Below are 12589 nucleotides of genomic sequence, written 5' to 3' on the forward strand. Positions count from 1 at the left end.
CACCGGCGGTGCGGTCACGCGCGCCTTGCCCCGGGCGGTCCGGGTGGCGGATCGTTGGCACCTCCTCGAGAACGTCAGCGCGGCGCCTCGGACGGCGGTGCGACGCCAGATGCCGACAATCCGCCGCGCTGTTGGGGCGACGGAGCGCGACCCCGCTCTGCTCACCGCGGCCGAGCCCCTGCAATACGAAAGCTTCCAGCGCCGCCAGTAGACGAACGAGACCGTCCGGCGCATGGCCAGCAAAGGTGGTCCGATCGAGCGCATCGTGCGGGCGACAGGGATGAGCCGCGGCCTCGTCCGCCGGATCGTGCGGGGGCCAGGCGCGACGATGTCTTCCGGGTGCGCTAGAACAGCCTGACCCCTTGGCTGCCTCGGTTGGAGCTAGATTGGGCAGCCGGGTGCCGCGATGCCACGGAGCTCCGGCGCCGGCTTCGCGCCTCGGGCTGTCGGCGGCAGTCTTCGGGCTGTCGGCGAATGGGCGACGCGACAGCGGCGTGCAGACAGCGCGATGCTGGCGGGGTTCGGGAAAGTGCCTGCCCGCGCGCAGGATCGCGCAGCTCATGACCGCGGCCCGCAACCACCTGTCCAAGGCTTACGCCGTGCTCGTTGCGCACGTCGACGTCGCGCTGCCAGCCCCTGGCGGCCACTCGTCTCCCCGTCGAACGGGTCGTCACCATGGTGCGGAACGGCACGGCGGGCGACCTGACGGCGTGGCTTGACGAGGCAGCAACCAGCGAGATCGCCTCATTCACCCGCGGACTCGTCGCTGATCAGGCTGCCGTGGTCGCAGCGCTGACAGAGCCGTGGTTCAAAGGCCAGACCAAGGGACGGACCCAACCGCCTGAAGACCCTCAAACGCCAGATATATGGCAGGGCCAACATCGAGCTTCTCAAAGCGCGTCTGGTCACTGCATCATGACGCTGGAGATGCACCAAATTTGACTCAGACCCCTTTTTCGCCGCCGATAGGGGGTTCCGTTTCAGTGCTGTTTGACATTCAGCCGACTTCACCGGGACGAACCGCATCGTCGGGCGGGTGACGGCCTTGCAAATGGCCTCGGCGTCGGCGGCGTCCGTCTTGCCCCGCTTTACATACGGCTTCACGTAAGCCGCCGGCATGATCCAAACCTCATGGCCCAGTGCGATTAGCTCACGCGCCCAGTAATGCGCGCCAGCACAGGCTTCGAGGCCGACAAGGCAGGGCAGACAGGCCTAGAAGAAGGCCATAACCTGGCCGAGCCGCAACTTCCGGCACAGGGCGACCGTACCGTCCTCCCGGAGGTCGTAGATCTAGAAGACGCTCTTGGCAAGATCGGTGCCGATGGTGGTAATCTCGTCCATGGATGGCTCCCTCGGTGGGTCTGCGACGACACCCAATGTGGCACATTGCGATGCCGGGAGCGGAAGACGTCCACACCATCAATGGCGCACAATGGACGACCATGCACACCAGTTGATTGCGGCATAGCGCAATGACTACGACTATCACCGCCTGCATTCGAGCCTCGACGAGCTCACGCCGCGGTAATACTTCAACCGGTCAGAGAAGGACCAAACTTGAAACAGACTTAACTTTTGAACGCGGACAATCCGCGAACAGGTCAGGCGGCACGTTCGACCATTACCTCAACGAGGCGCTGATCGACAGTCGGTCGCACGTGTTCGCCACCGACCTACAGCGGCTAGTGCTCGGGGGCGAGATCGGCGGTTTGGGGGAGAGCGAGATGGAGATCGGCGCCGCGCTCATCTACAACCGCGCGCTCAGCGATGCCGAGACCTACCTCCAGACAACGTATGTCAACGACGAGTTCGCCTTCGTTTGAGGCGCAACCGGGCAATCGGGCAGAGCATGGGCTTCGGCCCGGTTCGCCAAGGGAATCGAAGAATCACCGCATGGCGGGTGACGTACCGTCCGGCAGGGATACAGTGACTTCCAAAACGTCGCCAGGCAACAGCATCATGCCAGGTGTCGCCGACTCCCCTTCGACCCCGTCGGCCGTGGCACGAAAGATCCGGATGTCCACGGAGACCTCCGGTGCGCCGATCGGCATGGCGCCAAGAACGGCGAGCTGATCGTTGATCGCTTGGAGTTGACGTTCCATGTCGCGCAGTTCCGCCGTGCGCTGAGAGATCTGCTCGAGGAGGTTGATCCTGTCATTCGTTCTCTCTGCTTTGGAGTCCTCCTCGAATCTCGCCATTTCGAGTCGCATCTGCAGAACCTCGCCGCCGGTTTCGAGGGTCCGGATCGAAGATTGCAGAAGGCCCCGCCGCGCATCCGTCTCGGCGGAGGGCGGCACGACACCCCGTTCGACGAGCTGCTGGATTCTCTCAAAATCGTCCTCCTCGAATTGAAGGCTCTCGTGACTTGCGCTTTCCAGTTCCTCAAGCACATCAAGGCGGCTGTCCATGCGGTTGAGCACAAGTTCGCTACCGCTTTGTCTCGATCGCCGGAGGTCGGCTCGCGCATCCAGCCAGCGCTGCGCCAGAGTCTCGAGTTCGGAGGGAGAATCGCCCGTGAGTGGCTGCACGGGCGTTGCGTGCGGATTCGCGTCGGAGGCGGCGTTCAGCGCCTGAAGATCGGTCCGAAGTTGCTCGAGCCCAATGCGCTGGGTATCGATCCGCCCGACCATAATCGCGCGATTCTCGCTGAGGCTCATGAGGTTTTGCTGCGAACTGTCCTCTACCGCCCGACCGACACCACCCGCAACGGCGAGCGCTTGGCGCACCGTCAGGCCGGGGCGGTAGGGAATGGCGCCGGGGCGGTACACGTCGCCCCCGATATAGATCGGCCGGAATTCGAAGATGTCGAGGAAGATTTCGTCGGGCTGCAACTCGCGCCATACATCCTCGCCATTGGGGCCGCTGGCACGGTAGGCCCGGTCCTTCAGAATAGTGTAGACGGTTTCCCGCAGGTCGTCGACGGTCAGGCCTGACGCGGTGATCTTGCCCGCCAGCGGTAGGTATATGGTGCCATCGGCTCCTACTGTCGTCTGACGATCCAAACCGGACGCCCCGATGACGGAAAAGGTGACCGTGTCGCCAGGCGCAAGCCGTACGGCCTCCTGCGAGGAAATGGGCATTGCGGTCGCCAGGAAGACGACGCCCGCCAGGACGACCCGTCGAATGCCAACCCAATATTGAATCATGAATACCTCGACATACTGGACGACTGAAAAAAGGAAAATCAAGCGAGCGATCTGTGACCGGTCTCTGACGCTCTTTCCAGCGTTTCATTAGCTTGCCGACGAGATACCCGTCTTGCAATCCCATTACCTGTTGCGTCGGATATCCCCTTCCGGTCAGATCGAAACGTCTCGTAGGGGTAAAGGGTTCGAAGGGTTTTCCATGGTGTTAGACAACGGTCCGCAAGCAATGCCGGAAACTCGTCGCCTCGGCACGATATGCGTTCCCGAGGGCCTCGACCGTCCCCCGCTCGTCTCGATCGTCGTTACCAACTACAATTATGCGACCTTCCTGCGGACTTGTCTGAACTCAATCGTCCGGCAACGGTATCCCAGCCTCGAATGCATCATCGTCGACGACGCATCGAGCGATGGCTCGGTCGGGATCATCCGCGACTTTCTTGCAGAGATCGACCCCGCTTTTCCGTTCCGTCTCGTGGCGCTGCCGAAGAACGGGGGGCAGATGAATGCCTTCCACGAAGGGTTCTCGGAATCAAAAGGCGTCTTCGTCGTCTTCGTCGATGCCGATGATTGTCTGTTCGAGGATTTCGTATGGACCCATGTCCGTGCTCATCTCAGCCGGGACTGCACCGCGGCGATGACCTGTTCGGACGCGGTCGTCGTCGATGGCGGCGGGCAGATCATCGCGGGCTTGCGGCGTGGCAGGGCCGCCGATCCTGGAACGCGCGCGCGCCTGTCCGATACGATGCCCGTCGAATGCCGCCTCGTTGCCGGATGGCAGGAGACCTGGCGTATCGAGGACGACAGCATGACTGTCACCGAGCCCCCGGCGCCCCTGCGTTACGTACCACCTGCGGCGAATTTCGAGCGAGACTGGATCTGGACATCCACCAGCGCGGTGATGTTTCGCCGCAACGCACTCGACATCGTCATGTCGGACCGTACCAAAGGGCTTCGAATTTCGGCCGACTTTTATCTCTTCCAATTCTGCCATCTGATCGGTGGCACCGTGCTCGTGCCGGGGGCTCATGGTGCCTACCGGCGACATGGGGCGAACAATTTTGCTAGGGACGTTACCCTGAGCCACCTGACAGTCACCGGTTCCGGCACGGGAAGCGGCAAGGGTTTCGGAGAAATGTGGGATCTAATCCGGGCGGAAGTCGTCGCGAACGGCGACTTCCTGCACGCACTGCTTGGCCGCCTTCCCTTCATCGGCCTTCTTACGATCCTCTATCCATTGCGGGAATACCGCACCGCGCGACGCGCCCTCGGCGGCAAGAGCCGAGCCAACGGAGTAATTCTGTTCGCCCAAATGTTCAGGCGTCAGGTCCACGTCGCGCGGCGTCGATTAGGCCGGATATTCGGATGAGACCCGCCGGGTTGCGTGCGGCCTCTTCCGTCCGGACCGCGTCCCGTCTCGTTCTGCATCTTAAGACGACCAAGACGGGCAATGCCGACCTTCAGGGAAATTTGTATTCCAATCGGGATCGGCTTCTGGCCCATGGGATTCTCTACCCGCGGCTCGTCGAGGAGAAGGCGCATCATTTCTTGACCGGCTTGTTCCTCTCGGCCGAGAAGCTGAATCCCGCCCTTCTTGATAGGTACGGGCCGGAAGCGAGCGCACGACGCCACTCCGAACTCTCCTGAGCGCAGATCATCGGGAAGATTGAACGCCACGCCCCCCATACCGTGATCCTGAGCAGCGAGATGTTCGCATTCGCCACATCGTCAGGAGAGATGGAGGCGTTGCGGGAGCGCTTTCTCGGCGTGAGCGAAGAAGTGACGGCGGCACTCTACGTCCGATCCCCCGCGCCGTACTACCTATCGGCGCTGCAGCAGTGTGTCCGTTCGGGCGCGATCCCCGCCCCACATCCTTTTCAGTTTCGCGCCACCATCAAGGCCTTGGAACGTACCTTCGGCAATCCGGTCGTCCGGGCTTTCGAGCGGGAAAGTCTCTTGGACGGTGACATCGTCAGCGACTTCTTCTCCGCGGTGATCGGCGATCCTGACATCGACTGCAACTTCAAGACGGTCTCGCTCAATGAAAGCGTTTCCGCGGAGGCAACGTCGATCATCCTCGACTACCGGCATGCGCGCTTGCCCCATCGCACCGGCATCACCGATCCGCTTTGCAACCTGCTATGGATCGGCTACGCGAGATCGAGCGCGCCCATGGTGGATCCGGACGTCCACGGCTGCGCTCCCCTGTAAAAGCAGCCATCATACGTGCCTCTCACGATCTCGAATGGCTGAAGGAGCGCTACGACATTGCGTTTCGCGACATCAGCCGGGAACAGATCGGTGGCACGATGGGAGAAATCACTTGGCTCAATAGCACCGAGACGATCTGCGAGACTTGGCGGCGGGAGTTGTTCAATACCCTACTTAAGGATTTCCGGAAGACGCAGTTAGAGTGTAAGCGTCCGGGCTGTCAGCTACTTGCCGTAGTTCCAGGGCAGCAGTTCGTCGACGCGCGTGATCTTGTAGTCGGGGATGCGAGCGAGGGTGTCGGTGAGCCAGGCGTGGGGGTTGACACCGCTTAGCTTGGCGGTCTCGATGAGGGTTGCGGCGATGGCAAGGGCTTTCCCGCCCGCAGCCGAGCCGGCGAAGAGCCAGTTCTTGCGACCGAGAGCGCAGCCGCGCATGGCACGTTCGGCCCATTGTGGTTGATCTCGATGGCGCCGTCGGTCAGGTATGGCCTGAGCCGCGGCAGGCGGTTCAGCGCGTAGCGGATGGCCGCCGCGAGCGGGGTCTTTCCCGACAGGGCGAGCAGCTGCTCGACGAGCCAGGCTTCGAGCGCGTCGAAGATGGGCGCCGCGTACTCTTGGCGGGCGCGTGCGCGCTCTGCGGGCGGCGAGCCGCGGATCGCCTTCTCGACGGCGTAGAGCTCTGCGATGCGGGCGATCGCCTCCTCGGCGATGGCCGAGCCCTGGGACCTATGCACGTCGACGAACTTGCGGCGCACATGCGCCAGGCGGATGCCCTCGCTGCGGTAAAGCTCCTCGAAGCCGACATAACCGTCAGCGTGCATCCAGCCCTCGAAGCCCGCGAGGTGCCGGGCCGGGTGGGCACCCTTGCGGTCGGACGAGAAACGGTAGAGCGGTCCGAAGGGACCGTGGCCCCTGCGGGGCCGCGAAAGCCCGCAGGACGGCGGCGCCGGCCCCGCCCAGGGTCGCTCGTCGCGCACGTAGATCCACAGCCGTGCGGTCTGCGTCTTGCCGGTGCCGGGCGCGAGCATGCGGACCGGAGTGTCGTCGGCATGGATGGCGCGGCTCGCCAGAACGTGGCGACCGATTGCTTCGGACAGGGGCTCCAACAGTGCTGTCATCTTCCCGACTCAGTCGGCCAGCGTCGAGCGGTCGAGGTCGATCCCCTCGCGGGCGTAGACCTGGGACTGGCGGTAAAGCGGGAGGTGGTCGGCGTATTTGCTGACCAGCACGTGAGCCAGAAGCCCGGGCCCCGGCCGGCCGCGCTCAATAGGGCGCGACGGCAGCGGCGCCTGGGTGGAGCTGTCGCAGCCCGAGCAGGCGGAGCGGGGGCGAATGATCCGGTTCACGACGAAGCGCCCAGGGACGTATTCGAGCTCCTCGGTCACATCTTCGCCCACCTGCCGGAGCCTGCCTCCGCAGGCGGAGCAGTCATCCTGCTTGGGCAGTAATTCGATCATCGTGCGCGGGACATGATCCGGGATGGGCCGGCGCTTGGGCTTACCCTTCTCCTCGGCCGGCTCGGGCAGACGCAGCTTCGCGGTCATCGCCGCCGCAGCGAGCTCGCTCGACCATTGTTCTTGAACCAATGGCGAACAAGGTCTCGCTCTCCAGCGCCAGCTGCAACTGATCGGCCGTCTCGGCCGAGGCGCCGAACCGGTGCGCCCGGTGATGCGCTCGTCTCGCCATCGGTCCGAGAGACGATGGCGCATGCAAGCTGGTGGCAGAGCTTCTCGATCAGCACGGCCTGCGCCTTTACCTCGGCGATCAGCCGTTCCGCGAGCGAGCGCAGATCGTCGGGATCCTCGGGAAGGGTGGCCGCCTCATCAAGCATGGGACGATACTACCGGGACACGATTCCCCTGGGAATCCTCTATCCCGCCCGCAGCGGCCGCCACGTACGCTGCGGTGTCCGCCAGTCGATCCCTTCAAGCAGCATAGCCAGCTGCGCGGGCGTCAGCGCCACCTTCCCGTCCTTCGCCGCGAGCCACACGAAACGGCCCTTCTCGAGCCTCTTGGAGAAGAGACGCGCCCCCTGACCGTCCCACCAGATCATCTTGGTCAGATCGCCCCGCCGCCCGCGGAAGACGAAGAGGTGCCCGGCATAGGGATCCTCCTTCAGCACGTCCTGCGCCTGCGCGGCCAGCGTCGCGAAGCCGCGGCGCATGTCCGTCACGCCCGCCGCCAGCCAGACCCGCGCGCCGGCGGGGATCGGGATCACGGACCGGGCTCCGACAGCGCCCGCAGGAAGCGCACCAGAGCGTCGGGATCGTAGGCCCCCTCGACCCGCAGCCGGTGCCCGCCGACCAGCACGATCTCCATCACGCCTGCCGGGCGAGGTGCCGCCGACTCATCCGGTGATGCTGCTGAGCCTTCCTCGACTAACTCCACGGGCAAGAACGTCGCGGCCGCCTCGGTTTCGACGGCGGACGCCTCGATGGGCAGCTCCGCCGCCTCCTGCGCGAACCGCGCATCCCGAAGCCACGTGAACACCAGGTTCGCGTTCACGTCGTAGCGCCGCGCGACCTGGCTCACAGAGACCCCCGGCAACCACGTTTGCCGGCAAATCATCCGCTTCTCGTCGTCCGCCCAGATGCGCCGCTTCCGCGCCCGCTTTCCCATCCGAACCCGCCCCGTAATGTCCACTATCGCTAATGGACACTATGGCCACGCTACAGGATCAGGCAGGGCAGTCAGGCCGGACGCTTACGTTAGAGTTGCGCCATTTCGGACGCATCCTACCCGCCCGCCATAGCCTCTCCGTTGCGGCAACAGTCGCCCGGAAGATCGTATTGAGGGCGAAAGCGACGCGCTGCAGCCTGAGAGCGCGCCTATGGCTGCAGATCAACCGCTGCCTCGGCGCTGCAGGCGCTGAGGCAGGAGCGTGACGAGAAGATTTCGAGTCGTGGAGAGCTGACGGCGCAGCATCAACAGGGCCAACGCGAAATATATAGCGGCGCCTAGAACGATCTCCAGGGCCACAAGGGCAATACCGCCGATCCACCCGTTTAGGCTTTCGCTCATAAGCAGCACGCAAACAGCCATTATCACTGCGGCGCTGACCGGGCCGAACACGATCCGGGCCATCTCCCAGGGTGCGATGCCTATATGGATGCGAAGCAATCTCAGGACGAACGGGATCGCGGCGTAGCCAAGAAGGCTGCAGCCTAACGCTGTCAGCGCTTCGGAGTAAAGCGCCGTGACAGCGCCAATTGCCATGTTGAGAACGAATACCCCCACCGACCACCGCAAAGCGATATCGGACCGGCCAATAGCGGTAAGGGATTGGGTGAAGATAGCGTACAGGCCCACATGTCCTCCAATAAGAAGCAGGGCTTGCGAAGTGGCGACAGAGGCCGTCCCATTGGTTTCCCCCACCGCGAGCGGCAGAAGTAGGGGTGAGAGCGCCAGTAGGCCCAGATAGACTGGCGAGGCTACGAGGCTCACTAGGCCTGCAGTCTCGATAACGACGCGGCGCAACCGCGTAACGTCTCCTCGAACCTGCACAAAGACCGGCAGCGCTGCGAATTTCAATGGCGTGAGAGCCACCGTCGCGGCAAGGTTGAAAAACCGCTGCGCGATCTGGAACGCCCCTGCCGCGACTGGGCCAAGGCCGGCACCAACCATCAACTGCAAGAGCGGCATGGTCGCGTGAATGGCCAGTCCACGCCCCAAAATAGCGCCGAGAATCGGAAGCACTTGGCGCGCCATGTCCACACGCAGGCCGCTGGACGGCACCCAGCGAACCAATGCGACGACGAGAATTGTCGATACCACGGCGTTGACGATCGCGAAGCCGGTGAGAGCCCAGCCGCCATAGCCAGCGTGGCCGAACCACAGGGCGATCGCCCCGGCGATGGTAAGGCTCACCGTTGCGCGCAACGCCAGAGTCCGGATCTCGAGACGCTGTTGGATTAGCCCCTCGGGAACAGCCGCAATCCCCACGAGAAGCGGGATCACGGCCATTGCCGCGAGATAGGTGCCAGCCGCTTCGTTGCTCACGATCGGCCCGATCACGAAGGACAAGCCGAAAAGGCAAAGCGACAACGCAAAGCCGAACGTCGCGGACATCCAGAATATCGTGTCGGTGAAGGGTCCGGGTTCAGTGTCGCCCTGTACGATGGTGTCTGAAAAACCGGTACGCTGCACATTCTGGATGAGGTTGATCGGCGCGAAGGCAATGGCAAAGGCGCCGATCTCGGCGAGGCTGAGCCAGCGCGCAAGGATTAGGAATACAATGGTGTTAAGACCAAACCGCGACCATTGCAGAATGATCGACCATACTCCGTTCTGGGCGGCGGCGCTTCTTTTGCTCACGTCATGCTCCGTCACCGAGCGAATAGGGCTAACATCGGATTTGCTGGACGGAACTTTGAGATATTTCTCTCACCGCGTCGCGGGAGCTTAACCGCCGCCCTATACCGCATCAAGATGCCCTACTCCCTCGTCGAGTCCAGCCAGTCCAGATTGCGCGACGATCTCATCCCGCACCACCGTCCACGCCCGTAATGACGCAGCGGCGAACTCGGATGGATCGGCGTTGAGAGCCTGCCCGATCGCACTTGACGCACCCTCTAGGGTTGACGGAGCCACCGCGAAAAAGTTCGAGGCCGGCAAGGCCGGGGCAAGATGTGCCGGCCCGACGACGGGCTTGCGGAAGAAGATGTATTGTGCAATCTTATTGCTCGTTTCCGCAAGATATTCGGTTCCAGGCTCGGGACGGTAGAAGGCTGCGGCGATGTCGCAGGCAGCCACCATTTCCAGCGCTTCCTGAAATGGACGCTCACCGCACCAGGTAATGTTCTTTAGATCAATGCGCCGGTTCTTTGGAACTGCACCGACGATATAGAACCGTATGTCAGGACGGCTACGCGCGCAAAGCGCAAGCAGATCAGTATTGAAGAGCGTTGTACCGAGCGCAACGCAATTGGGATGCGCTAGATCCTTGGCGGGAGCCTCCAAGGCAGCGCGGAGCCGTGGAATGTCGATGCCATGCGGATGGAACTGCGCCGCCGGGAGATCGCCGAACCGCCTTTCGAGCAGCATCCGACTTGGCACACTGACGAGGTGGAAATGCGGCGCCGCAGCGTCTTCGGCTGACTGGATTTCGGGCGCCATGCCCACCACCCGCACATCGTCCGAAACGCGATAAACGCGCCGTGCATTGGGCGCGATGTGGCACACTGCATCGAACAAAAGGAGGGCCGCGCTGCTTTCGAAGACGACAAGGTCGCTTTCTGCGATCCGTCGTCTCAGCGCACTGGGAACAAAGCAACGATAGAGGCGTGCGAAAAGGCGGTCGGTGATCCCGTCGGTGGCACATGATCGAGAGAACGGATGGACCGGGGGGCAGTAAACGAAACTTTCGATCCCGTCGCAGCCGGTCATCCAGCGGTTGAGGACGGTATGCCGCATCTGGACGAGCCGAGGATCGGCCTTCAGGAAGGAAAGACGGCTGACTCCGGTCGTGACGAACCTGACCAGCCAGCCGTCGTCGCGGAACGATTGAGCTAGGCCGTGAAAGCCGGCCCGCCTTTTACTTCGCCAGTAATGATTAGACAGGAACAAAACCGTTCCGGGGGAAACATGTGTCATGGGTGATCTCTAGCTGCATCCTTGGCCTAGCATAACCGTAATCGATACTCACGCCCGTCGTATGGCCACCTTCGTCCCGTCAGGCTCCACCCAAAGACTGCGTTTTACGTGCACAAGGGCTTGTTGCGCAAATGGCCCGACGGCCGGATTTCCCCTCTCATTTTCCCCGACGAGACGTCGCCTTTCGGGGAACGTCTCCCCGGAGCGCCTACCACGTGGGATGCTTGGGTGGGGATCAGACCCTCGGCTGCGTTGACATACGAGACTCCCATCGGGTCCGAGGCGTGATTCACGGTCGTTTTCACGACGGAGGCGATCTTTGCGCGGTACCTGATGGCGGACGCGGAGTGGGCGTTCCGCGAGCTTTTCATCAACGCAGTGCGCCAGCCGAACGGCCGTAGGTGGACCGACCCGCGGCTCGCGCTGGATGGGGTGTTCTGGATCGCACGGACGAGTGCACCATGGCGGGATCTGCCCGCGAAGTTCGGCAAGTGGTCCTCCGTCTACCGGCAGTTCCGGCGCTGGACGATTGCGGGATTGTGGGAACTGATCCTGGAAGCGCTGAACGACGGCGGCGCCGCGCCCCGCGAGGTACAGATGGTGGACAGCACCACCGCCCAGGCTCACCAGCACGCCGCGGGGTCAGAAAAGGGGCTCCGCAAGAAGCTCCTGGGCGCTCGCGGAGCGGGGTTTCGACGAAGACCCATCTGCGGGCCAATGGATGGGACCTGCCTATGAGGACAGAAATCACGGTGGGCCGGGCCTTGGATCATACCGGCTATCATCTGGTGATGGCGTACAACCTTCCCGCGCCCAAAGTGCTCATCGCCGACAAGGGCTACGACGCCGACAGCATCCGAAAGGCAATCGAAGCGCGGAAAGGACAACCGGTCATTCCGATGCGCAGGAACCGCAGAGCCCGCAAGACGGTCGACATCGCCGTCTGCACCCTTCGCACCTAGTCGAACGCTGCTTCAATCGCCTGAAGCACAGCCGCCGGATCGCCACTCGCTACGATAAGACCGCCGAGAGCTTCCTCGGCTTCATCGATATCGCCTGCATCCGGCCCTGGTGCCGCCGATTGTCAACATGACCTAGGACTGGGGCTGGTTGCACGCGCTCGTCGTTAAGTATTGGACCGAAATCGTACCAAAAGCGTCTTTCTGAAAGCGATTTATGAAAACCCTGACAAGCAGCTTGTACAGATCGGTTGGTACCTTCGGAACTATTGCGCCATCTATCAGGTGGAGACCCCCTCCGGGATCCGAAAATTCGATACTGCCCAGTAGGCTCAGGACCCATTGATTGACGACGTTGGTCGTGATTCAGGCTCCGCGAGGAGACAACATGCATGAGCAACCTGTTTTGGCTGACCGAGGCGCAGATGGCGCGGCTGCGGCCGTACTTCCCGAAGAGCCATGGCCGCCCCGTGTCGACGACAGACGGGTCCTGAGCGGCATAATCTTTGTCAACCGTAATGGGTTGCGCTGGTGCGATGCCCCCAGTGAGTATGGCCCCCCGAAGACGCTCTCTAACCGATGGAAGCGGTGGAGCGATATGGGTGTGTTCGCCAGGATCATGGACGGCTTGGCGGCCGAGGGCGCGGAACGGCAGACGATCATGATCGACGCAACTTATCTCAAG

11 protein-coding genes and 5 pseudogenes are annotated in these 12589 nt (G+C 62.7%); 7 read left to right on the forward strand and 9 right to left on the reverse strand.

Annotation, left to right across the window (positions count from 1 at the left end; all coding sequences use genetic code 11):
- Nucleotides 1-211, forward strand: a pseudogene (locus tag LX81_RS22620) (ISL3 family transposase); the annotation flags it as partial.
- A 464-nt stretch (nt 212-675) separates the two neighbouring features.
- The gene (locus LX81_RS22625) at nt 676-942 is read left to right on the forward strand and encodes a hypothetical protein (RefSeq protein ID WP_211322855.1); all 267 of its coding nucleotides are present in this window, start codon (nt 676-678) and stop codon (nt 940-942) included.
- Nucleotides 943-981: 39 nt separating this feature from the next.
- Here LX81_RS22625 and LX81_RS23010 read toward each other — a convergent pair.
- Nucleotides 982-1290, reverse strand: a pseudogene (locus LX81_RS23010) (IS110 family transposase); the annotation flags it as partial.
- 368 nt (nt 1291-1658) lie between these two features.
- Here LX81_RS23010 and LX81_RS22410 point away from each other — a divergent pair.
- On the forward strand, nt 1659-1823 hold the full coding sequence (locus LX81_RS22410) for a hypothetical protein (RefSeq protein WP_170134077.1): 165 nt from the start codon (nt 1659-1661) through the stop codon (nt 1821-1823).
- A 63-nt stretch (nt 1824-1886) separates the two neighbouring features.
- Here LX81_RS22410 and LX81_RS20845 read toward each other — a convergent pair whose 3' ends face one another.
- Nucleotides 1887-3188 (reverse strand): polysaccharide biosynthesis/export family protein, encoded by a 1302-nt coding sequence (locus LX81_RS20845; protein WP_111539187.1) that lies wholly within the window; start codon nt 3186-3188, stop codon nt 1887-1889.
- 70 nt (nt 3189-3258) lie between these two features.
- Here LX81_RS20845 and LX81_RS20850 point away from each other — a divergent pair, with 70 nt between their 5' ends.
- Nucleotides 3259-4512 carry a glycosyltransferase family 2 protein gene (locus LX81_RS20850; RefSeq protein ID WP_146259509.1) on the forward strand — a complete coding sequence of 418 codons (1254 nt, stop codon included), beginning with the start codon at nt 3259-3261 and terminating at the stop codon, nt 4510-4512.
- A gap of 338 nt (nt 4513-4850) precedes the next feature.
- Nucleotides 4851-5354, forward strand: a complete 504-nt coding sequence (locus LX81_RS20860; RefSeq protein ID WP_146259510.1) for a hypothetical protein — start codon at nt 4851-4853, stop codon at nt 5352-5354.
- 224 nt (nt 5355-5578) lie between these two features.
- Here LX81_RS20860 and LX81_RS23015 read toward each other — a convergent pair whose 3' ends face one another.
- From LX81_RS23015 to LX81_RS20885, 7 genes and pseudogenes are all read right to left on the reverse strand, one after another.
- Nucleotides 5579-5788, reverse strand: coding sequence for a transposase domain-containing protein (locus LX81_RS23015; RefSeq protein WP_234822795.1), 210 nt, complete (start codon nt 5786-5788; stop codon nt 5579-5581).
- Between the two features lie 74 nt (nt 5789-5862).
- Nucleotides 5863-6897: pseudogene (gene tnpC, locus LX81_RS23020) on the reverse strand (IS66 family transposase); the annotation flags it as partial.
- A complete protein-coding gene (locus tag LX81_RS23025) occupies nt 6894-7184 on the reverse strand; it encodes a hypothetical protein (RefSeq protein ID WP_234822793.1) in 291 nt (96 codons plus the stop codon). The pseudogene tnpC and the gene LX81_RS23025, both read right to left, overlap by 4 nt.
- Before the next feature lie 39 nt (nt 7185-7223).
- Nucleotides 7224-7571 carry an IS66 family insertion sequence element accessory protein TnpB gene (gene tnpB / locus LX81_RS20870; RefSeq protein ID WP_111539191.1) on the reverse strand — a complete coding sequence of 116 codons (348 nt, stop codon included), beginning with the start codon at nt 7569-7571 and terminating at the stop codon, nt 7224-7226.
- Complete coding sequence (gene tnpA, locus LX81_RS20875; protein WP_234822794.1) at nt 7568-7972, reverse strand: IS66-like element accessory protein TnpA; 405 nt, start codon at nt 7970-7972, stop codon at nt 7568-7570. Before tnpA ends, tnpB begins: the two co-directional genes overlap by 4 nt.
- A 222-nt stretch (nt 7973-8194) precedes the next feature.
- A complete protein-coding gene (locus tag LX81_RS20880) occupies nt 8195-9667 on the reverse strand; it encodes an oligosaccharide flippase family protein (protein WP_146259511.1) in 1473 nt (490 codons plus the stop codon).
- A gap of 99 nt (nt 9668-9766) precedes the next feature.
- Nucleotides 9767-10945, reverse strand: a complete 1179-nt coding sequence (locus LX81_RS20885; RefSeq protein WP_146259512.1) for a GumK N-terminal domain-containing glycosyltransferase — start codon at nt 10943-10945, stop codon at nt 9767-9769.
- A gap of 333 nt (nt 10946-11278) precedes the next feature.
- Here LX81_RS20885 and LX81_RS20890 point away from each other — a divergent pair.
- Nucleotides 11279-12038 (forward strand): annotated as a pseudogene (locus tag LX81_RS20890) (IS5 family transposase).
- Nucleotides 12039-12296: 258 nt separating this feature from the next.
- A pseudogene (locus LX81_RS20895) lies at nt 12297-12589 on the forward strand (transposase); the annotation flags it as partial.

Origin of the sequence: Palleronia aestuarii, assembly GCF_003253995.1 — a bacterium.
GTDB classification, from domain to species: domain Bacteria; phylum Pseudomonadota; class Alphaproteobacteria; order Rhodobacterales; family Rhodobacteraceae; genus Palleronia; species Palleronia aestuarii.